Annotated in this window: 19 protein-coding genes; 9 read left to right on the forward strand and 10 right to left on the reverse strand. The window is 60.2% G+C overall.

Annotated elements, in window-relative coordinates; translation table 11 throughout:
- Positions 1-26: 26 nt before the first annotated feature.
- A complete protein-coding gene (xdhC, locus tag KVH01_RS24375) occupies positions 27-866 on the forward strand; it encodes a xanthine dehydrogenase accessory protein XdhC (RefSeq protein ID WP_217883201.1) in 840 nt (279 codons plus the stop codon).
- A gap of 12 nt (positions 867-878) precedes the next feature.
- Complete coding sequence (gene guaD, locus KVH01_RS24380) at positions 879-2,183, forward strand: guanine deaminase (protein WP_217883202.1); 1,305 nt, start codon at positions 879-881, stop codon at positions 2,181-2,183.
- A gap of 126 nt (positions 2,184-2,309) precedes the next feature.
- Here guaD and KVH01_RS24385 read toward each other — a convergent pair whose 3' ends face one another.
- Positions 2,310-3,074, reverse strand: a complete 765-nt coding sequence (locus tag KVH01_RS24385; RefSeq protein ID WP_043047063.1) for a GntR family transcriptional regulator — start codon at positions 3,072-3,074, stop codon at positions 2,310-2,312.
- A gap of 331 nt (positions 3,075-3,405) precedes the next feature.
- Here KVH01_RS24385 and KVH01_RS24390 point away from each other — a divergent pair, with 331 nt between their 5' ends.
- Complete coding sequence (locus KVH01_RS24390) at positions 3,406-4,596, forward strand: benzoate/H(+) symporter BenE family transporter (RefSeq protein ID WP_043047064.1); 1,191 nt, start codon at positions 3,406-3,408, stop codon at positions 4,594-4,596.
- Positions 4,597-4,711: 115 nt separating this feature from the next.
- Here the strand turns inward: KVH01_RS24390 and KVH01_RS24395 are convergent, their stop codons facing one another.
- Positions 4,712-6,136 carry an IS1182 family transposase gene (locus KVH01_RS24395; protein WP_217880603.1) on the reverse strand — a complete coding sequence of 475 codons (1,425 nt, stop codon included), beginning with the start codon at positions 6,134-6,136 and terminating at the stop codon, positions 4,712-4,714.
- Positions 6,137-6,237: 101 nt separating this feature from the next.
- Positions 6,238-6,582 carry a YggL family protein gene (locus tag KVH01_RS24400; RefSeq protein ID WP_003193255.1) on the reverse strand — a complete coding sequence of 115 codons (345 nt, stop codon included), beginning with the start codon at positions 6,580-6,582 and terminating at the stop codon, positions 6,238-6,240.
- Positions 6,583-6,817: 235 nt separating this feature from the next.
- On the opposite strand from KVH01_RS24400, the gene dacB reads away from it, so the two are divergent.
- A complete protein-coding gene (gene dacB, locus KVH01_RS24405) occupies positions 6,818-8,278 on the forward strand; it encodes a D-alanyl-D-alanine carboxypeptidase/D-alanyl-D-alanine endopeptidase (protein WP_217883203.1) in 1,461 nt (486 codons plus the stop codon).
- Positions 8,279-8,387: 109 nt separating this feature from the next.
- Here dacB and KVH01_RS24410 read toward each other — a convergent pair whose 3' ends face one another.
- Entirely contained in the window at positions 8,388-10,793 is a 2,406-nt protein-coding gene (locus KVH01_RS24410) for a sensor domain-containing diguanylate cyclase (protein ID WP_217883204.1), read from the reverse strand.
- 253 nt (positions 10,794-11,046) lie between these two features.
- Entirely contained in the window at positions 11,047-13,311 is a 2,265-nt protein-coding gene (gene rlmKL / locus KVH01_RS24415) for a bifunctional 23S rRNA (guanine(2069)-N(7))-methyltransferase RlmK/23S rRNA (guanine(2445)-N(2))-methyltransferase RlmL (RefSeq protein ID WP_043047067.1), read from the reverse strand.
- A 543-nt stretch (positions 13,312-13,854) separates the two neighbouring features.
- Between rlmKL and rmf the strand changes: the two genes are divergently transcribed.
- Positions 13,855-14,070: a ribosome modulation factor gene (gene rmf, locus KVH01_RS24420; RefSeq protein WP_002553055.1), complete on the forward strand. Its 216-nt coding sequence runs from the start codon at positions 13,855-13,857 to the stop codon at positions 14,068-14,070.
- 136 nt (positions 14,071-14,206) lie between these two features.
- On the opposite strand, the gene KVH01_RS24425 is transcribed toward rmf, so the two are convergent.
- The 5 genes from KVH01_RS24425 to KVH01_RS30360 form a co-directional block, all read right to left on the reverse strand.
- The gene (locus KVH01_RS24425) at positions 14,207-15,226 is read right to left on the reverse strand and encodes a quinone-dependent dihydroorotate dehydrogenase (protein ID WP_043047068.1); all 1,020 of its coding nucleotides are present in this window, start codon (positions 15,224-15,226) and stop codon (positions 14,207-14,209) included.
- Between the two features lie 86 nt (positions 15,227-15,312).
- Positions 15,313-15,774, reverse strand: coding sequence for a transglycosylase SLT domain-containing protein (locus KVH01_RS24430; protein WP_043047069.1), 462 nt, complete (start codon positions 15,772-15,774; stop codon positions 15,313-15,315).
- Positions 15,767-16,153 (reverse strand): winged helix-turn-helix domain-containing protein, encoded by a 387-nt coding sequence (locus KVH01_RS24435; protein ID WP_217883205.1) that lies wholly within the window; start codon positions 16,151-16,153, stop codon positions 15,767-15,769. Before KVH01_RS24435 ends, KVH01_RS24430 begins: the two co-directional genes overlap by 8 nt.
- 164 nt (positions 16,154-16,317) lie before the next feature.
- Entirely contained in the window at positions 16,318-16,533 is a 216-nt protein-coding gene (locus KVH01_RS24440) for a FliM/FliN family flagellar motor switch protein (RefSeq protein WP_043047071.1), read from the reverse strand.
- A 64-nt stretch (positions 16,534-16,597) separates the two neighbouring features.
- The gene (locus tag KVH01_RS30360; RefSeq protein WP_264083751.1) at positions 16,598-16,720 is read right to left on the reverse strand and encodes a hypothetical protein; all 123 of its coding nucleotides are present in this window, start codon (positions 16,718-16,720) and stop codon (positions 16,598-16,600) included.
- A 246-nt stretch (positions 16,721-16,966) separates the two neighbouring features.
- On the opposite strand from KVH01_RS30360, the gene KVH01_RS24445 reads away from it, so the two are divergent.
- From KVH01_RS24445 to KVH01_RS24460, 4 genes are all read left to right on the forward strand, one after another.
- Positions 16,967-18,166 carry a CmpA/NrtA family ABC transporter substrate-binding protein gene (locus KVH01_RS24445; RefSeq protein ID WP_217883206.1) on the forward strand — a complete coding sequence of 400 codons (1,200 nt, stop codon included), beginning with the start codon at positions 16,967-16,969 and terminating at the stop codon, positions 18,164-18,166.
- Between the two features lie 13 nt (positions 18,167-18,179).
- Positions 18,180-18,755, forward strand: a complete 576-nt coding sequence (locus tag KVH01_RS24450; RefSeq protein ID WP_043047073.1) for an ANTAR domain-containing response regulator — start codon at positions 18,180-18,182, stop codon at positions 18,753-18,755.
- Between the two features lie 154 nt (positions 18,756-18,909).
- Positions 18,910-20,121: a nitrate/nitrite transporter gene (locus KVH01_RS24455; protein WP_217883226.1), complete on the forward strand. Its 1,212-nt coding sequence runs from the start codon at positions 18,910-18,912 to the stop codon at positions 20,119-20,121.
- Positions 20,121-21,791, forward strand: a complete 1,671-nt coding sequence (locus KVH01_RS24460) for a bifunctional protein-serine/threonine kinase/phosphatase (RefSeq protein WP_217883225.1) — start codon at positions 20,121-20,123, stop codon at positions 21,789-21,791. The genes KVH01_RS24455 and KVH01_RS24460 overlap by 1 nt, the downstream gene beginning before the upstream one ends.
- The last annotated feature ends 199 nt before the right edge of the window (positions 21,792-21,990 follow it).

Genomic DNA, 21,990 nt, shown 5'->3' on the forward strand with positions numbered 1-21,990 from the left:
CTGACAACAGTAATGTTGAGGTGAACATGAACAACTGGATCAGCGCCCTCGCCACCTTGCAAGACCAGGGCGAACCTTGCGTCCTGGTGACCATCATCGAAGAGCTCGGCTCCACGCCGCGTAATGCCGGCTCCAAGATGGTCATCAGCGCCGCCCATACCTTCGACACCATCGGCGGTGGGCACCTGGAATACAAGGCGATGCAGCTCGCCCGCGACATGCTCGCCCGCGGCCAGCAGAACACCCATCTGGAGCGCTTCAGCCTCGGTGCCAGCCTCGGCCAGTGCTGTGGTGGCGTGACCGTGCTGCTGTTCGAACCCATGGGCCAGGTGCAGGCGCAGATTGCGGTATTCGGTGCCGGCCACGTCGGTCGTGCGCTGGTGCCGTTACTGGCGAACCTGCCGTGCCGGGTGCGCTGGATCGACTCCCGCGATCAGGAATTCCCAGAGAATATCCCCCAAGGCGTGCGTAAAATCGTCAGCGAAGAGCCGATCGATGAAATTGCCGACCTGCCAGCGGGTAGTTACTGCATCGTCATGACCCACAATCACTCGCTGGACCTGGAACTGACTGCCGCCCTGCTCAAGCGCAATGACTTCGCCTACTTCGGCCTGATCGGCTCGAAGACCAAGCGCGTGAAATTCGAACACCGCCTGCGTGACCGCGGCTTCGACACCGCGCAGCTGCAACGCATGCGCTGCCCTATGGGCCTCACCGAGGTGAAGGGCAAGTTGCCGGTGGAGATCGCCATTTCCATCGCCGGCGAAATCATCGCCACCTATAACGCCAATTTCGGCCAGCACACTGCCGGCGCCGAACCCATTGCCAAATTGCTGCCGGCTTCGCGCCGCAGCCAAGCTATCTAAGTTGAGATAACCATGCCTTTGACTCGCAAAGCCTACCGTGCCGCCATCCTGCACAGCATCGACGACCCTGCCGTGGTTGGCATCGAAGCCTCCTACGAGTATTTCGAAGATGGCCTGCTGGTGATCGACAATGGCCAGATCAGCGCGCTCGGTCACGCCAGCGATCTGCTGCCGAGCTTGCCTGCCGATATCGACATCACCCACTACCAGGACGCGCTGATCACCCCCGGCCTGATCGACACCCATATCCACCTGCCGCAGACCGGCATGGTCGGTGCCTATGGCGAGCAACTGCTGGATTGGCTCAACACCTACACCTTCCCGTGTGAAAGCCAGTTCGCCGACAAGGCCCACGCCGAAGAAGTCGCGGATATCTTCATCAAGGAACTGCTGCGCAACGGCACCACCACTGCGTTGGTATTCGGCAGCGTGCACCCCCAGTCGGTGAACGCATTCTTTGAAGCCGCCGAAAAACTCGACCTGCGCATGATCGCCGGCAAGGTGATGATGGACCGCAACGCGCCGGACTATCTGACTGATACGCCTGAATCCGGCTACCAGGAAAGCAAGGCGCTGATCGAACGCTGGCACGGCAAGGGCCGCTTGCACTATGCGGTGACGCCTCGCTTCGCCCCGACCAGCACGCCGGAACAATTGACGCTGGCCGGGAAACTGCTGGGGGAATACCCGGACCTGTACATGCAGACCCACATCAGCGAGAACAAGCAGGAAGTCGAGTGGGTGAAGGAACTGTTCCCGGAGCGCAGCGGCTACCTGGATGTGTACGACCACTACAAACTGCTGGGCGAGCGCTCGGTATTTGCCCACGGCGTGCACCTGTGTGATGACGAGTGCGCACGCTTGGCAGAGGCCGGCTCGGCGGTCGCATTCTGCCCGACGTCGAACCTCTTTCTCGGCAGTGGTTTGTTCAACCTGCCGATGGCGGAAAAACACAAACTCAACGTAGGCCTGGGCACCGATGTGGGTGGCGGTACCAGCTTTTCGCTCCTGCAAACCCTGAATGAAGCCTACAAGGTCATGCAGTTGCAGGGCGCACGGTTAAGCCCGTTCAAGTCGCTGTACCTGGCGACACTGGGTGGTGCGCGGGCGTTGCGCCTGGAAGACAAGATCGGCACGTTGCAGCCGGGCACGGATGCGGACTTTTTGGTGCTGGACTACAACGCCACGCCGCTGCTCAGCTATCGCTTGAAGCAGGCCAATAATATTGCCGAGACGTTGTTTGTGCTGATGACACTGGGGGATGATCGAGCGGTGTTGCAGACCTATGCGGCTGGGCAGTTGGTGCATCAACGCTGATTCCAGCCACAGCACAAAACCAATGTGGGAGGGGCTTGCTCCCGATAGCGGTGTGTCAGTCAGCCTATCTGCTACTGTCACTCTGCTATCGAGCAAGCCCTCCATTTTCCGAGTGAATCAGGGAGATTAGAGTTTTACCGACGGGCGCCCTGGCTTCTTGGTCTGTAAAAGGTGCGAGAACACCGCATGCAGGTCATCCGACGCGCTTTCCTCATCGAGGTTGAGCTTGCTGTCGATGTGGTCCATGTGATGCATCATCAGGTTCACCGCCAGCACCGCATCGCGGGCTTCGATCGCGTCGATCAACTGGGTGTGTTCATCGTAGGAGCAGTGCGAGCGGTTGCCACTTTCGTACTGGGCGATGATCAATGAGGTCTGGGACACCAGGCTGCGTTGGAAGCTGATCAGCGGCGCGTTCTTTGCTGCCTCGGCCAGTTTCAGGTGGAATTCGCCCGAAAGGCGGATACCCGCACCGCGATCGCCACGGGAAAAGCTGTCGCGCTCGTCGTTGACCATCTGGCGCAACTCGGCCAACTGCTCGGCTGTGGCGTGCTGCACCGCCAATTCAGTGATCGCCCGCTCCACCAGGCGCCGGGCCATGAATACCTGGCGCGCTTCTTCCACGCTTGGGCTGGCAACCACCGCGCCGCGATTGGGCCGCAGCAGCACCACGCCTTCATGGGCCAGGCGCGACAGCGCACGGCGGATGATGGTGCGGCTCACGCCGAAGATCTCGCCCAGTGCCTCTTCACTCAATTTGGTTCCGGGCGCCAGGCGTTGTTCGAGGATCGCCTCGAAAATATGCGCGTAGACGATATCGTCCTGGGTTCCGCTGCGACCGGCCTTGCCGGCTCGCGGTTGTTTCTTGAGAGGTTGCAACTGTTCGTTCATGGGCACTCGGGTAGGGAGAACGGCGGCGAAATAACGGTAATACGGCAACAAAGGTTCGCTGGCAAGTATCACCTAAAAACAGTGCACATTGTACACAACCCGATGCGCCAACACACTGTACGGCTGTTTGCGGCCCCGGCTGTATTGCAATGACTCGTTACGTTTGAGTTTAGGCTTGATTCCACGATTTCCCACGCCCTCTTTGTAGGAGCGAGCTTGCTCGCGAAAAACCTGAGAGCGCCACGGTTATTCAGGTAGCCCGCGTTATCGTTGACGTTTTTCGCGAGCAAGCTCGCTCCTACAGGAAGCCTGACACAAGGATCATCGCTCCATGACCGATGCCACCCAAGCGCCCTTGCGCCCGCTGGCCGATACTTCCGCGTCGGCCGTCGTCGCCGGCTTTATCGCCATGATGACCGGCTACACCAGTTCCCTGGTGCTGATGTTCCAGGCCGGCCAGGCCGCCGGCTTGACCACGGCGCAGATTTCCTCGTGGATCTGGGCGATTTCCATCGGCATGGCGGTGTGCAGCATCGGCCTGTCGTTGCGCTATCGCACGCCTATCACCATCGCCTGGTCCACACCCGGCGCGGCGCTGTTGATCACAAGTTTAGGCGGCGTGAGTTATGGCGAGGCCATTGGCGCCTACATCACCTGCGCGGTGCTGGTAACGATTTGCGGGTTGACCGGCAGCTTTGAAAAGCTGGTCAAGCGGATCCCGGCGTCGCTGGCGGCGGCACTGCTGGCGGGAATCCTGTTCAAGATCGGCAGCGAGATTTTTGTCGCCGCGCAGCATCGTACCGGACTGGTGCTGGGGATGTTTTTCACCTATCTGGTCATCAAGCGTCTGTCCCCGCGTTATGCCGTGCTCGCCGCGTTGCTGATTGGCACCGCGCTGTCTGGGTTGATGGGGTTGTTGGATTTCAGCGGCTTCCACCTGGAAGTGGCGACCCCGGTGTGGACCACGCCGCACTTCTCACTGGCGGCGACCATCAGCATCGGCATTCCATTGTTCGTGGTGGCCATGACCTCGCAGAACATGCCCGGCGTTGCCGTGCTGCGGGCCGACGGCTACAACGTGCCGGCGTCGCCGCTGATCACCACCACCGGCCTGGCCTCGCTGGTGCTGGCACCGTTCGGCTCCCACGGTATCAACCTGGCGGCCATCAGCGCGGCGATCTGCACCGGGCCCCATGCCCATGAAGACCGCAACAAGCGCTACACCGCAGCGGTGTGGTGCGGGGTGTTCTACGGGATTGCCGGGGTATTCGGCGCCACGTTGGCGGCACTGTTCGCAGCGCTGCCAAAGGAATTGGTACTGTCGATTGCAGCCCTGGCGCTGTTTGGCTCAATCATCAACGGCCTGAGTATTGCCATGAATGAGCCGAAAGAACGGGAAGCGGCGCTGATCACCTTTATGGTCACGGCGTCAGGCTTGACGTTGTTTTCCATCGGTTCGGCGTTCTGGGGGATTGTGGCGGGGGTGCTGACGTTGCTGATTCTGAATTGGCGCAAGGCATAAAAAAACGGCGACCCTCAGCAGACTGTGTGAAAACGCAGTCTGCCGCTGTTTAAAAGCCAATGCCCCGACTTGTCGGGGCATTGGCTTTTCTGAAATCTGAAAAATAATGGGCCTCTCAGCCCATCAACGCCATCAGCTTTTGTGCTCCGAGCACCTTGATCGCCCTTTTCAGGTTGTAGGCTTGTACCGCCAGTGCCATTTCGGCTCTGGCGCCTTTCAGCTGTCGTAGCAAGAACCGGCCATTGCCAAATAGCCATTGCTTGAGATTGCCGAAGGGGTGTTCGACGATAGATCGTCGGCTAGCCATCATCTCGGGATGGGCCCGCATTCGCTGCTCCATCCGTTCAAAAGCGGCTTCATGAGCATGGCGCGTGAGGTGGCGGCGGCTCGTTTTGGTACAGCGGCTTTTTAACGGACAAACGCCACAATCGGCGATAGTCGCCTGATAAATCCGATTGCTTTTGTTCATCTGCTTAAGTGTTAGCCATTTACCGCCAGGGCATTGATAAGCGTCGCGTTGTTCCTCGTACTTGAAGTCCGTGCGATCAAAAAACTCAGTACCGTCACCTTGATTGTTGACCGAGCGATTAGGCGGTACGAAGGCCATGATGCCGACATCTTCACAGGCTTGAAACTGTTCGCCATTGGAGTAGCCGGCATCGGCCGTGACGCTTAATTGCGATTGATTCAGCTCGGTTTTAGCAGCTTTTGCCATTGGCTCAAGCTGCTGCCGATCAGAGCCATCCTGAGTTACCTCGTGGTGCAGAATCAGACAATGTTCAGCGTCCACGGCGCTTTGGATGTTGTACGCCACGAACTTGCCAGAAGGCGTGCGCATTTTTTGCGCATCGGACTCGCCCACAATGTGTTGAACCAGACCTTGAGCTTCCATGAGCAGTTGGCAGGTCTGGTTATTGGCCTTTTTTACCTGCAACTCCCGAAGCGTCGCCTGCACCGCCGAGCGGTCAATGGATTCCCCTTCCTCGCCACGATCCGCCTCATCGAGCTGCGCCAAATAGCGTTCAATGCGCTTCTCGAGCGCCGCTTCCTGGTGTTTGAGCTTTTTCGGCGTCATGTGCTTTCGATTCGAAGCCACCGCCTGAAACTTGCTGCCATCGATGGCCACCAGCTCGCCAGCAATCAGGCCAGCGTGTCGGCAAAACTGAACAAAGGCGCGGCAGGTGGCGCTGAACGCCGCACTGTTGTCGCGGCGAAAATCAGCGATGGTTTTGAAGTCAGGGGCCAGTCGGCCCAACAGCCACATGACTTCAACGTTGCGCTGACACTCGGCCTCGAGTCGTCGCGACGAGCGAATACGCTGGAAATAGCCGTACAGATAGAGTTTGAGCAGATCGGCAGGATCGTACGAAGGGCGTCCCGTGGCCTTGGGTCTGGCTTTGTCGAAACCCAACTGCTCAAGGTCCAGCAGGGAAATGTAGGCCTCGATCACCCGAACCAGATGGTCATCGGGGATAAGTTCGTCCAACGAAAGTGGAAACAGAGCGCTCTGGGAGCGGTCTTCACCTTGGATATAGCGCATAAGCAAAATGCCCGTATCTTGCGATACGGGCATTTTCTTTAACCGGCCGGCAGATTGCTAGGTTTTCACACAGTCTGCTCAGGTCGCCGTTTTTTTTAGTATCACTTGGCCGCGTTGATCGGCTTTTCCGGATACCACACGTCCAGCAGCGGGCTGACTTCAGCCTTGGTCAGCTCGGAACGGGTTTTCAGCCAGGCTTCAACAGCAGCGCGCTGCTCTTCGGAAACCGAGCCACGCTTCTGCAGGCAAACCAGACCGTAGTCGTCGCCGCCGACATAGCCCAGGCCGTTGGCTTCCATGGCTTCTTTGATGAATGCTTCGAGGAAAGCGTCGATAGCTTCTTCACTCAGGCCTTCGTTGAAGTCCAGGTTCAGTTCGAAACCCAGCTCTTGAAATTCATCAACGCACAGTTTTTTGCGCAGACGCTGGGAACGGTTAGTCGCCATTGGAACAATCCTCATAAGTAATAACGGGCGGCACTTTAGCAGTTTAAGGCGGCAATTGCCCGACTCTCTGGGACGGGCGGGCAATTGCCGACAAAAAAACCGCGATTAGCAGCTATCGTTGAGCTACAAGTGGTTCCAGCTTGGGGCATAATGCCGACACTTTCGTGACCATTGAGGGATTTTCTTTCATACCCCTCACCTTTTCACCCTCCTCAGCAGTAGGGTTTTACCTCTTATGATCAAATCTTTACGTTCAGTGTTAGTCGCCGGTTTCCTCTTGCCACTGGCCTTCTGTGCCACTGCTGCCCCTATTAATACCACCCTGCCGCCCAGCGTTGCCCAGGCCCTGCAGAAAGCCAAGCTGCAAAACACCGCGCTGTCCCTGGTGATGCTGCCACTGAACGGCCCCGGCACACCCACCGTCTTCAACGCCGATGTCTCAGTGAACCCGGCCTCTACCATGAAGCTGGTCACCACCTACGCGGCCCTGGAAATGCTCGGCCCCAACCACCAGTGGAAGACCGAGTTCTACACCGACGGCACCCTCAGCGGCGGCGTGTTGCGCGGCAACCTGTACCTCAAGGGCGGTGGCGACCCCAAGCTGAACATGGAAAAACTCTGGCTGCTGATGCGCGACCTGCGCGCCAACGGCGTGCAGCAAGTCACTGGCGACCTGGTACTGGACCGCAACTTCTTCAACCAGCCGCAATTGCCTGAGTTCAACGACGACGGCAATGACGAAAACAAGCCGTTCCTGGTCAAGCCCGATGCCCTGCTGGTCAACCTCAAGGCCCTGCGCTTCGTGACCCGCAACGATTCGGGGCGGGTGATCGTGTCGGTTGAGCCGCCGATTGCCAGCATTCGTATAGATAACCAAGTGAAGGTCACCAACGCCAAGCAGTGCACCGGTGATGTGCGCTACAGCCCCGTGACTGCCGCCGACGGCAGTGTGACCGTGACTGTCAGCGGCCAACTGGCCGATGGCTGCAGCTCGCAGACTTACCTGTCGCTGCTTGACCACGCCACTTACACCGCCGGTGCCGTGCGTGCAATCTGGAAGGAATTGGGCGGCACCATCCAGGGCCGTGATATCCAGGCGCCGGTGCCCAAGGACGCCAAGGTGCTGGCCCGTGCGTTCTCACCGGACCTGGCGGAAATCATCCGCGACATCAACAAGTACAGCAACAACACCATGGCCCAGCAGTTGTTCCTGAGCCTGGGCGCGCAGTTTCGCAACGATGCCGATGGAGACGATGCCAAGGCCGCGCAACGCGTCGTGCGCCAGTGGCTGGCGAAGAAAGGCATCACCGCGCCGCACCTGGTGATGGAAAACGGCTCTGGCCTGTCCCGCGCCGAACGGGTCAGCGCCCGCGAAATGGCGGCCATGCTGCAAGCGGCCTGGAGAAGCCCCTATGCGGCGGAGTACATCAGCTCGATGCCAATCGCCGGCACCGACGGCACGATGCGCAGACGCCTGAAGACCACCGCCATGCGCGGCGAAGCCCATGTGAAGACCGGCACATTGAATACCGTGCGTGCCATTGCCGGGTACAGCCGCGACAACAACGGCAATACCTGGGCGGTGGTGGCGATCCTCAATGACAACAAACCGTGGGGCGCCTCGTCGGTGCTGGACCAGGTGCTGCTGGACCTGTATCGCCAGCCGAAGGCCGTTGCCGCCGCGCCGGTTCTCTAAAGCATCACACTACCCTGTAGGAGCGAGCTTGCTCGCGAAAAACCTCAGCGATAACGCGTGTCTCCTGAATAAACGCGGCGCCGATGTTTTTTCGCGAGCAATCTCGCTCCTACAAACCGTCTGGCATTAGGGCTTGCCCACTTCCACACGCCTCGACCCTGTCCCTGCCCGCCTGCTTGGCCACGTACACCGCCGAATCAGCGCGCAGCAGCAATCCGTCGATATCTTCATCAATCCGCCAGCTGGCCACGCCAAAGCTGGCGGTGACGATGCCCACCTGTTCCATCGACGTGTCGCGCAACGACTGCCACAACTGAGTCGCCAGGCTATAGGCCTGGGTGCCATCAGTATTGGGGCACAGCACCGCGAACTCTTCCCCACCCAGCCGGCAAAACACGTCGGTGCGGCGTACGCGTTGGCCTATGCGCTTGCACAACTCCTGCAGCACTGCGTCGCCCACCCCGTGCCCGTGCTGATCATTGATGCGCTTGAAGTGATCGATATCAAGCATGATCAGCGACAACGCACCGCAGTTGCGATTAAGCCGAAGCACCTCGCCCTTGAGACGATCCTGGAAGTAGCGACGGTTATAGATCCCCGTCAGGGAATCGGTGATCGACAGCGCACGCAGTTCTTCCTCGACCCGTTTAAGGTCGGAGATATCCGATACATAACCGTGCCAAAGCGTTCCACCTCCCGGTAACTCCTCAGGCGTAGCCTCGCCGCGAATCCAGCGCAAGCCGCGCTGGGGTAATTGCACACGGTACTCTTCGCGCCAATGGCTCAGCTGCAGCGCCGACAAGCGTATCGAGGCGCGCACGCGCTCGGCGTCCAGAGGATGAATGCGCTCGAATACCTTGCCCGCATCCTGCTGCAACACACTCAGTTCAATTTCATAGATATCGCGCATGCCTTCGCTGGCATAGATAAAGCGCCAATTATCCTGGGGCTCATGGGTGAACTGGAAGATCCCGCCCGGCACATGCGCACTGAGTTTCTTCAGCAGGCGGTCACGGGCGGCCAAGGCCTCATAGGCGCGCTTTTGTTGGGTGACGTCCAGGTAAATCGCCAGGTACCCGACCCACAAGCCATAGTCATCCAAGAGCACGGTCGCGAGCATGTTGACTGTCAACTGGCTGCCGTCCTTGCGTACCAGCGTCCACTCGCGGGCTTCATGCTGGCTGTCCGGGCTTTCCACCAGCATCGCCTGGCTCGGCGGAATACGCTTGCCTAGCGCCAGGCTTAAAAGCCCCGCGCGCGCTTCGAGCTCCACGCCCACATGCAAGCTCTCCAGCGTCAGGTGGCCCAGCACCTCCTCAGCTTTCAAGCCCAGCATCTGTTCGGCGCCGGCATTGAAGGTATTGATCACACCGCGCAAGTCCGTGGCGATGATGGCCACTTGAGTCGCTGCATTGAGCACACTGCGCAATTGCCCATGGGCACCGCGCAACTCCTGCTCTCGGGCGCGTAACTGCACGGTGCGTTGCTCCACCAGCTTCAGGGCTCGCTGACGCTGGCTGACCAGCACGTAGAGCAACGCACTGAGCAAGGCGCTGAGCAACACGCCCATGGCCAGGATGGCGCGCATCGAGGAATGGTTGGACTTGTCGAATATTTCGCTCGCACGCAGGCTCAGGGCATAGACATGATCCCCCAGGGCGAGACGGCGCGCTGCCCTTAAGTCGCTGTCGCCCACGGCATTGCTGGACTCATACAACACCCGTTGCTGAGTGTCGGAAGTGTCGACGATCTGCATCACCAGATTGTCGCGGTTCGACCGGGGCAAGCCATCGGCAACCAACTGGCGCATGCTGATCACCGCCATGACAAAACCGTAGGGCTCGGTACCGGCAACTTTGCTCACGGGAGCCACCAGCAGTACACCTGCCGCATAAGCAGGCTCCACGCCCACTAATTGCATGGGTTGTGATACCGCCAACTTGCCGCTGTGTTGGGCGCGTTCCAGCACCGAGCGCCGCAGAGGCTGGGCCAGCAGGTCAAACCCCAACGGCGAGCCCAGCAAGCTTTGCGTCTGGCTGTAGAGCACCGGCACGTATTCATCGCGCTCGGCGGCGCGCGCCAACTCACCCACAGTGTTCAGTTCACGGATGCTGAAAGGGACGCCACGTTGGCGGGAAATGTCCTGTTCAAACAGGCTGCGTTGCTCGCGAAATATGCGCGGCGCCCAGGCATAGGCACGGGCATTCAACAACAGCGGTTGGGCGAAACCGTCGAACTCGGCACGGGACACGTCGCCGGAGTTGACGAAAAAACGCTGCAAGCTACCCAGGCGTTGTTCCTGGTCTTCAAAACGTTCTTGAATGCGGGTATAGCGTTCGTTGACCAGTAACTGGAACCGCTGGCGCACTTGTTGCTGATACAGGTCGGCAGCCGCCCATGCGACTATCAGCGTCAGCGCGCTGCCGGCCAATAACACCACCAACGCCACCAGCCAAGCCGATGCCTGCTCACTGATAAAACCAAGGATTTTCGGGCGGACGGCTTGCATCGGCATAAGCAACACTCACAACGCCAGCGTGCGGGGGTGTCACTTTGGCTAGGGCTTAAGTTATAGCCATCGGTCATGGGTTTGACCAGTGCAAAACCGTCAACGGGCTTATTGTGGCGAGGGAGTTTGCTCCCTCGCCACAGAAGCTTACTGTAGGAGCGAGCTTGCTCGCGAAAAACTCACAGGCACCGCGTTCATCCAGGATATCCGCGTTATCGTTGACGATCTTCGCGAGCAAGCTCGCTCCTACAGGGAAAAATCAGCGTGCGGTGATTTTCCAGGCCCGGTGGATCTTCGCATTGCGCGCAAAATCCGGGTCGATAGTCTTGTCGCTGATCTCCTCGACCGCATAGCGTTCACTGAGGTTGTCTTCGAGCTGGAACTTGCGGAAGTTGTTGGAGAAGTACAACACGCCACCCGGTGCCAGGCGGGCCATGGCCAGGTCGAGCAACTGCACGTGGTCGCGCTGCACGTCGAAGATGCCCTCCATGCGCTTGGAGTTGGAGAAGGTTGGCGGGTCGATGAAAATCATATCGAACTCATCACGGCTGGCTTCCAGCCAGGCCATCACGTCACCCTGCTCCAGGCGGTTTTTGTCGGAGAAACCGTTAAGCGAGAAGTTGCGACGCGCCCAGTCCAGGTAAGTCTTGGACAGGTCGACGCTGGTGGTGCTGCGCGCACCGCCCTTGGCGGCGTGCACACTGGCGGTGGCGGTGTAGCAATACAGGTTGAGGAAGCGCTTGCCCGCCGCTTCCTTCTGGATACGCATGCGCATCGGGCGGTGGTCGAGGAACAGGCCGGTGTCCAGGTAGTCGGTGAGGTTGACCAGCAACTTCACGCCGCCTTCGCTGACTTCGGTGAATTTGCCCTGGGCGCTCTGGCGCTCGTATTGCTTGGTACCGCTCTGGCGCTCACGACGCTTGACCACCACGCGGCTCTTGTCGACGTTAAGGGCCTGGGGAATCGCTGCCAGGGCATCGAACATGCGGGCCGAGGCTTTTTCCGGGTCGATGGATTTCGGCGCGGCGTATTCCTGCACATGCACCCAATCGTGGTACAGGTCGATGGCCATGGAGTATTCAGGCATGTCAGCGTCATACACACGGTAGCAATCCACGCCTTCACGCTTGGCCCATTTGCCCAACAGCTTGAGGTTCTTTTGCAGGCGGTTGGCAAACATCTGCCCGCCTTCGCTCAAGCGTGCCTGTTCCACCACGGGTGCCGGGGCCGGCTTGATCGGGTTGCCGTTCTTGTTGTACTGGCGCTCGACCGGCTCGGTAGGGGCCTGGTCGTAGGCCGCTTGCTCACGCTCGGCCTGACGCTGTTCCGGAGTGCGACGCTCGCCAGTGACGAACTGATCCGGATTGACCTTGATCAGCAGCAATTTGCACGGCAATGCACCGTTCCAGAACGAATACTGCTTGTGACTGCGGATGCCCATACGCTTGCCCAGGTCCGGCGCGCCGGTGAACACCGCCGCTTCCCAGCCCATGCACGCCTGGCGCAGGCGCTCGCCGAGGTTCTGGTAGAGGTACAACAGGCTGGCTTCGTCACCCAGACGCTCGCCGTAGGGCGGGTTGCAGATCACCAGGCCTTTCTGGTTCTGGTCCGGGCGCGGCTCGAAGGTGCCGACTTCGCCCTGATACACCTTGATCCAATGGCTCAGGCCAGCGCGCTCGATGTTGTTGCGTGCCGGCTGGATCAGGCGTGGGTCAGCTTCGTAGCCGCGTACCCACAACGGCGGTTTGTTCATGCCGATGGCCGCGCGCTCGGCGGCCTCGCTGTGCAGCTTCTTCCACAGCGCCGGGACGTGGCCCAACCAGGTGGTGAAGCCCCACAGTTCGCGGTTGAGGTTGGGGGCCATGTCGGCGGCAATCATCGCGCCTTCGACCAGGAAGGTGCCGACGCCGCACATCGGGTCAGTCAACGCGCCGCCTTCGGCAGCGATGCGTGGCCAGCCGGCGCGGATCAAAATCGCCGCAGCCAGGTTCTCCTTCAACGGTGCCGCGCCCTGCTGCAGGCGGTAGCCGCGCTGGTGCAGGCTGTGGCCGGACAGGTCCAGGGACAGGATCGCTTCGCCACGGTCCAGGCGCAGATGGATGCGCAGGTCGGGGTTGATCTTGTCGATGGACGGACGTTCGCCGGTAGGGGTGCGCAGCTTGTCGACGATTGCATCCTTGACCTTCAGCGCGCCGAAGTGGGTGTTGTCGATGCCCGAGCCATGACCGCTGAACTCCACCGCCAGGCTGCCATCGGGCACCATGTGGTCGGCCCATTCGATATCCAGCACGCCATGATAGAGGTCCTCGGCATCCTTCATCGGGAAGCGCTTGAGTACCAGCAGCACACGGTTGGCCAGGCGCGACCACAGGCACAGGCGGTACGCGGTTTCCATGTCGGCCATGCCGCGCACAGCCGAGGTGTGCTCGCGGGCTTCCTCAAGGCCAAGCCCGACGGCTTCCTCGATCAGCAGGCCTTCGAGGCCTTTGGGGCAAGTGAGGAAGAGTTCAAAACGGTCCGACATGGGGCATTCCAGGCTTTTCAGCAATAAATGAACGGGCGACGCATCGCCGGCTCGGTTTTCAATCAAGCACTTTTCTTGAAGAGTGCTCGCGTGGCACGAATGTGCCGTTCCACCCCGTCTGACGGGCCCTCGGGCCTTTGTTGACGGGGCAGAGAGAACTTTTTAGCGATTACATCCGCAACAAAAAGAAATAATCTGACCCTTCGTCGAATAATAACCGACTGCAACAGGCGGAAATTCTCACTAAAGGATTAAACCCTTTCTCTTTGCAGGGCACATCATAGCTGGCTTTGCCCAATAAAAGGGACGAAAAGCCATCCCAGCTTATGGCTATAGCATCGTTATCGTTACGTGCTTATGACAAAACGATCATTGAATCCATGTGACCTATTGGTTAGAACTCAACACAGGTTGGCGCCGTCACGACGCCGACACATCGGCTCGCCACGCCGGCAGCGAGCCCACCAACGGCAGAAAAACTCTGCCCGGCCTTGGACAAGGCCGAAGGATATCTAGACAGTCAACAAGTGAGGGAAACACCCTATGAGAAGACTTAAGCGTGATCCGTTGGAAAGAGCATTTTTACGCGGATATCAATATGGTGTTCATGGAAAATCCCGTGAGCTTTGCCCATTTACTCTACCGTCGGTACGCCAAGCCTGGATCAACGGCTGGCGAGAAGGACGCGGCGACAACTGGGACGGTATGACTGGCACTGCGGGCATCCACAGACTCAACGAACTTCACGCCGTCGGCTAATCAGGGCATTAAATTCCGACACACCACCTCTGAATATGTAATGACTTAACCACGCGCGCCCCATCCGGGCGGCGGGCTTCGGCCCAGGGGCTCCTTTATGGAGCCCTTTTTATTACCTGCCGGTTAGCCGTCAGCGTCAGCGTAAGGCCGCGATGGCATCCACCGACTGACGAATCAGCGCCGGCCCCTTGTAGATAAAGCCTGAGTACAGCTGCACCAGGCTCGCGCCAGCCGCGATCTTCTCGGCTGCATGCTTGCCTTCGGTAATACCGCCCACTGCGATGATCGGCAAACGCCCGGCCAACTCGGCCGCCAGCACCTTGACTATATGGGTGCTCTTGTCCCGTACCGGCGCACCCGACAGGCCGCCCGCCTCGTCGCCATGGGCCAGGCCTTCGACGCCCACGCGGCTGAGGGTGGTATTGGTCGCAATCACTGCGTCCATCCCCGACTCCACCAGGGCCTGGGCGACCAGCACGGTTTCTTCATCGCTCATATCCGGGGCAATCTTGATTGCCAATGGCACACGCTTGCCGTGGCGCACGGCCAGATCTTCCTGGCGTTGGCGCAAGGCTTCGAGCAATTGCTTGAGGGAGTCACCAAATTGCAGGCTACGCAGGCCCGGGGTATTGGGCGAACTGACGTTGACGGTGACATAGCTGGCGTGGGCGTAGACCTTGTCCAGGCAGATCAGGTAGTCATCCACCGCACGCTCAACCGGCGTATCGAAGTTCTTGCCGATGTTGATACCCAGGATACCTGTGTACTTCGCCGCCTGGACCCGCGCCAGCAGATGGTCGACGCCCAGGTTGTTGAAACCCATGCGATTGATGATCGCCTCGGCTTCCGGCAAGCGAAAAATGCGGGGCTTGGGGTTGCCCGGTTGCGGCCGCGGAGTCACGGTGCCGATTTCGACAAAGCCGAACCCAAGCTGCGCGAACCCATCGATGGCTGCGCCGTTCTTGTCCAGGCCGGCTGCCAGGCCGACCGGGTTGGGGAAATCCAGCCCCATCACCGACACCGGCATTTTCGCCGGAGCCTTGCATACCAGGCCATTGAGTCCCAGGCGGCCACCGGCACCGATCAGGTCCAGGGACAGATCGTGGGAGGTTTCCGGGGAAAGTTTGAACAACAGCTGGCGGGCCAGGGTATACATGGGCGGGCTAGACTCGGATGGCGGCAAAAGGTGGCGCCGATTATAGCCGGGGTGGCGGGCCGCATGCGAGGCGCGCCGCGCTGATCTCATCGGCGCTGCGAAACCAGCGCTTCATAACGCACCCAGATCCTTTCTGCGTACCGCAGGCGTAGTGCCTCACGCTGCGGGCCTGGCCCCGGCCCGACGTTGTAGGCACCCACCGCCGTCCAGTTATATCCGAAACGCTGGATAAACTCAGCCAGGATCGAGGCACCGACCTCCACTGACAGGCAAGGCTCGTTCAGCAGACGCTCTTCGGTAATGCCCTGCTTGAGTAAACGCGGCAGGTGGATGCTGTTGATCTGCATCAGGCCGATATCACGCGTGCCGTTGCGGTTGGTGTAGTTCATTGCCTGGGAGCGGTAACCCGACTCTACCGCAGCGATGGCCTGCAACAACTCAGGTTCCAGGTCGTATCGCCTGGCCATTTCGTCCCAGCAGTAGGCCAATGCCTGGTTGCTGCCCATCAGCAAGCCGAGCAGCAGGCCCCTGCTCCCCCCCTTAAGCATTGCTGGCCTGACCACAGAATGAACACACGTGCATAACGTGCCTTGATGGGTCGCTCACCACCCGCACCGGGCAGGTAAAACGATACCCCTTGCCATAGATAGTCTTGATAAACCCTTTATCGGTTCCCAGGTGCTTGCGCAGGGAGTAAATGCACCGCGTCAGTGACTCATCGGCCACCTCGCCCCGGGACCAGGCCAGTTCCAACAAACGGTCCTTGGTCATCAACGTGCCACCGGAGGCCAGCAGCAGACGCAGAACCTGCCCCTCCTTGGGTGGCAACTGAATGTCCGCGTGCCCGCCCGTCAACCGGCCATCGCCATGCAAAGTCCAGCGAGCAAAGACCAGGGAAGTCGCAGATTCAGCATTCACGACGACCATACGCACCTCTGCATTCGACTACTGCCATTCAAAATCCTTATTTCCTGTGCCAGCTCGCGCCAATGTCACAACTATAGAAATCGGCACTTCGGCCCGCGCTAGGACAAAACCCATTCAGCCGATTATTTTTTGCACCTTCCGGTAGGAAAATTCGCTACCCGCCCTTATTGAGAGATCCACTCCTGATAGGTCTCCTGCAGCTCCACCCCCAGCCGGTCTTCCAGTTGCACCAGCTCACCCAATGCCATCAGTTGCCCATTGACCCGCACCTCCACACATCGGGTTACCCCTGGATCCAAGGGCAGCACCTTCCCCGGTGCGAACGCAGCCAGACGCTTGCGGCTGATCAGTTGCTCCTGCAACAGTATTTCCAGATGCATGGACAAAGGCCTTTTTCAGAGGAAAAACTCAGGATCTGCTTGCAGAAACGCACGTTACACAGGCTCAGATTGCCCGGTGGTCAACGGCCTCACACCAGACAGCGCAACTGCCCAGCAACAACACGCCACAGATCAGCACCAGGTACAGCCAGCGGTATTTGATCGTTACGGGTGAATCAGCGTACACCGTGGATATTCCTGGGCTGTATGGCTTGAAGAAGCGGCCATACTGCGAGGCGCAAGAGGTTCAATCATGATGGAAAGCTGACGGCAGAACCCACCTTCCAACCCATGGCATGTGCCTTGCTATGCACTCTGTAACAGGCCCGCGCCAAAGACTCGGCGAGCCTACGTACATAGCCGTGGTTGCCCTGCATTGGCCTGCATGGCCCCCCTGGAAATCACGGCTTTCTTGAAAAAAAGGCAGGTGTCGATGAACGATCCACTGGCTTGGGTAAACGGCAGTGACGCCCCGGAAAAAAGCAGCCTCGACCTGGGCTTCATGGCATTGACCGATTGCGCCTCGCTGGTAGTTGCCGCCACCCAAGGCTTCGCCCAACCCTATGGCTTGACGCTGAATCTCAAGCGCCAATCGTCCTGGGCCAACCTGCGTGACAAGCTGGTCAGCGGCGAACTGGACGCCGCCCACAGTCTCTACGGGCTGGTCTATGCCGTGCATCTGGGCATCGGCGGCGTCGTCCCCTGCCCCATGGCGGTGCTGATGGGGCTCAACCAGAACGGCCAAAGCATCAACCTGTCCCAGGGCCTGCAAAACCAAGGGGTGATCACTCCTGTAGCGCTGGAACGCCATGTGCACCAAAGTCGGACAAAATTGACCTTCGCCCAGACGTTTCCCACGGGCACCCACGCCATGTGGCTGTATTACTGGCTGGCGAGCCAGGGGATTCATCCATTGCAGGACGTTCAGAGCGTGGTGGTGCCACCGCCGCAGATGGTCGCCCACCTACAGGCCGGGCGCATCGACGGGTTTTGTGTAGGCGAACCCTGGAGTGCCAGTGCGGTGCGACACCAACAGGGCTTTACCCTGGCGACCACTCAGGCAATCTGGCCGAATCATCCGGAAAAGGTCCTGGGCTGCACCCAGGCCTTTGTCGATGCCTACCCCAATACGGCTCGCCTGCTGGTCATGGCAATCCTCGAGGCCAGCCGATTTATCGAACAGAGCACTGAAAACCGTCGCTCCACCGCCCGCTTGCTCAGCGCCCGCGAATACCTCGACGCACCGCTGGACACTATCGAACCCCGCCTGCTGGGCAATTATGACGACGGCCTCGGCAACCAGTGGCAAGACCCCCACGCATTGCGTTTTTTCGCCGGTGGCGAGGTGAACTTGCCCTACCTCAGCGACGGCATGTGGTTCATGACCCAGTTCCGGCGCTGGGGGTTGCTGCGTGAAGAGCCTGACTACCTCGGCGTCGCCCGCCAGGTGCAGCAACTGGCCTTGTATCGCCAGGCGGCCACGGCGCTGGGTATCACCACCTACGACGAGGATATGCGCAGCAGCCAGTTGATCGACGGCAAGACCTGGGACGGCTCCGACCCCGCCGGTTACGCCCGCAGCTTCCGCTTGCATGCCATGGCGCCTGACATCCGCCACCAAGCGCTGCGCTGACAGGAGCACGAGCATGTTACGAATCCTGTTGATCAACGACACCCCGCGCAAAGTCGGTCGGCTCAAGGCCGCGTTAACCGAAGCCGGTTTCGAGGTGATCGATGAGTCGGGCCTGACCATTGACCTGCCCGCACGCGTCGAAACGGTGCGCCCGGATGTGATCCTGATCGATACCGAGTCACCCGGCCGCGATGTGATGGAGCAAGTGGTGCTGGTCAGCCGCGACCAGCCCCGGCCCATCGTGATGTTTACCGATGAGCACGACCCGAACGTGATGCGCCAGGCGATCAAATCGGGAGTCAGTGCCTATATCGTCGAAGGCATCCAGGCACAGCGCTTGCAACCGATCCTCGATGTCGCCATGGCCCGCTTCGAGAGCGACCAGGCCATGCGCGCCCAGCTGCACGCCCGCGACCAGCAGTTGGCCGAGCGCAAGCGCATCGAGTTGGCCAAGGGCCTGTTGATGAAAATGAAGAACTGTAATGAAGAAGAGGCCTACACCCTGATGCGCCGCCAGGCCATGAGCCGCCAGCAGAAACTGATCCAGGTGGCGGAGCAGATTATTGCCATGAGCGAGTTGCTCGGCTGATCTGGCTCAGCTCTTGCTAAACAATCCTTACAGGTAGCCAACGGCGGTTGCCCCTCCACGACAAAGACGTCGCCCATCCGGTTTGCCCCTCGCGAACCTGGTGGCGGCGTTTTTTGCGTTTTGGTCCCCTAGCTCCCAACCGTTGAGGTGCATGATGAAATCAAGCTTCTGGAAATCCGGGCACACCCCGACCCTGTTCGCCGCGTTCCTGTATTTCGATCTGAGCTTTATGGTCTGGTACCTGCTGGGCCCGTTGGCGGTGCAGATCGCCGCCGATTTGCAACTGACCACTCAACAGCGTGGCCTGGTGGTGGCGACACCGATCCTGGCCGGCGCGCTGCTGCGCTTTCTGATGGGCATGCTCGCCGATAAGCTATCGCCCAAGACCGCAGGTTTGATTGGCCAGGTGATTGTGATCGTGGCGCTGTTCTGTGCCTGGAAACTGGGGATCCACAGCTACGGGCAGGCCTTGCTGCTGGGCCTGTTCCTGGGCATGGCCGGTGCCTCCTTTGCGGTCGCCCTGCCCTTGGCGTCCCAGTGGTACCCGGCGCAACATCAGGGCAAGGCCATGGGCATCGCCGGGGCCGGTAACTCCGGCACCGTGTTCGCCGCCTTGCTGGCACCAGTGCTGGCGGCCGCGTTCGGCTGGAGCAATGTGTTCGGCTTTGCGCTGATTCCGCTGGTGCTGACGCTGATCGTGTTCGCCTGGCTCGCACGCAATGCCCCAGAGCGGCCGAAAGCCAAATCCATGGCCGACTACTTTAAGGCCCTGGGCGACCGCGACAGCTGGTGGTTCATGTTCTTCTACAGCGTGACCTTCGGTGGCTTTATCGGTTTGGCCAGCGCCCTTCCCGGCTACTTTAATGACCAGTACGGCCTGAGTCCGGTGACCGCCGGCTACTACACCGCTGCCTGCGTGTTCGGCGGCAGCCTGATGCGGCCCTTGGGCGGTGCCTTGGCGGACCGTTTCGGCGGGATCAAGACCCTGCTCGGCATGTACAGCGTGGCGGTGATCTGTATTGCGGCAGTGGGTTTCAACCTGCCCAGTTCCTACGCGGCGCTGGCGCTTTTCGTCTGCACCATGCTCGGCCTTGGTGCCGGTAATGGCGCGGTATTTCAACTGGTGCCGCAACGTTTTCGTAGTGAGATCGGCGTGATGACCGGGCTGATCGGCATGGCCGGCGGTATCGGTGGCTTCGCTCTCGCGGCGGGCATGGGTGCGATCAAGCAGAGCACCGGCAGTTATCAACTGGCCCTGTGGTTGTTCGCCAGCCTCGGTGTGCTGGCCTGGTTCGGCCTGCATGGCGTGAAGCGGCGCTGGAGAACCACTTGGGGTTCGGCCGCCGTGACCGCCGCACGCGTTTGATGAGCCTGCAACTGAGCATCGCCCAAGCCAGCGCCATCGGACCCCGCAGCGAAAACCAGGATGCGCTGCGGGTGGTCACGCCCCTGGCGGAACTGGCGGCGAGCAAAGGCTATCTGTGCGCATTGGCCGATGGCGTCAGCCAATGCGCCGACGGTGGTCTGGCCGCGCGCTCGACCTTGCAGGCCCTGGCCCTGGACTACTACGCCACGCCGCAGACCTGGGGCGTGGCCCAGGCGCTGGAGCGTCTGCTGCTGGCGCAGAACCGCTGGTTGCAGGCCAATGGCGGCGGGCAACCGTTGCTGACCACCTTGAGCGCCCTGGTGTTTCGCGGCCGGCGTTTCACCCTGGCCCATGTCGGCGATTGCCGGGTATATCGCTGGCTCGACGGCGAGTTGCAACGCATCAGCGAAGACCATGTGTGGGAACAGCCGGGCATGCAACATGTGCTCAAGCGCGCCCTCGGCCTGGATCAGCATCTGGTGCTGGATTTCCTCGATGGCGAACTGCGCGAAGGTGAATGCTTCCTGCTGCTCAGCGACGGGGTGTGGGCGACACTGGGCGACGCCAGCATCGGCACGATCCTGCGTGAACAAAGCGACCTCGACCTGGCCGTCAGCACCCTGGTCAACGCTGCGCACCTGGCCGGCAGCCAAGACAACGCCAGCGCCTTACTGGTGCGTATCGACCGACTCGGCGCCGCCACTCTCGGCGACGCCCTGGTGCAGTTGCAGCAATGGCCGCTGCCGCCAGCGCTGAAGGCCGGCCAGACCTTTGAGGGCTGGCGGGTGGAGAGCGTGTTGGCCCAGAGTCGCCAGTCGCTGTTGTACCGTGTCCGCGATGCCCAGCAACAACCCTGGCTGCTCAAGACGCTGCCACTGAGCCACGATGACGACACCGACGCGGCCCAAGCCTTGTTGTCGGAAGAATGGTTCCTGCGCCGGGTCGCCGGCCGTGCCTTTCCTGAAGTGCATGCCGCCAGTGGTCGTCAGCATTTGTACTACGTGATGCGCGAATATCCCGGGCAGACCCTGGCCCAACTGTTCCAGCAGCAAGGCCCACTGCCGCTGGCGCAGTGGCAGACGATCGCCGAACGTTTGCTGCGGGCCGTGGGCCTGTTGCATCGCCGGCAGATCCTGCACCGCGATATCAAGCCGGAAAACCTGCTGCTGGGAGACGATGGCGAACTGCGTGTGCTGGACTTCGGCCTGGCCTACTGCCCCGGGCTGTCTGAAGACCGCGCCCATCTGCTGCCCGGCACTCCGAGCTTTATCGCACCGGAAGCCTTCGGTGGCGAGCAGCCTACAGGGCAACAGGATTTGTATGGCGTTGGTGTGACCTTGTATTACCTGCTGACCGGGCATTATCCCTACGGCGAAATCGAAGCCTTCCAACGCCCGCGCTTTAACCAGCCGGTCAGCGCCAGCCGCTATCGTCCCGACTTGCCGGATTGGTTGCCCCACAGCCTGGAACGTGCCGTGGCCGCCCTGCCCGCACAACGCTATGAAACCGCCGAAGAATGGCTGCTGGTAATGGAACAGTCCGACCGCCATGAACTCAGCCTGCGGCCACGCCCCCTGCTGGAACGCGAACCGCTCAAGGTGTGGCAAACCCTGGCGGTGGCTTCGCTGCTGATCAATCTGGTGCTGCTGTACTGGCTTTTGCACCACTAATGAGCAAAATCCGCCGAGGCTCTATTTAAACGCCCAATAAAACTGGGGGTATGGGAACTTGGCACAGCTGCTGCATTAGCTTTCCCAACAACCCACATATAGCCGCCCTTCAACGTCGAAGGCGCGTGCTTCCCGAGAGAACGGGACCAGGACAAAGGCGTCCTCGCTAGCTGACTAGCGGGGACGCCTTTTTTTGTTT

It is taken from the genome of Pseudomonas khavaziana (assembly GCF_019145205.1).
Classification (GTDB): Bacteria; Pseudomonadota; Gammaproteobacteria; order Pseudomonadales; family Pseudomonadaceae; genus Aquipseudomonas; species Aquipseudomonas khavaziana.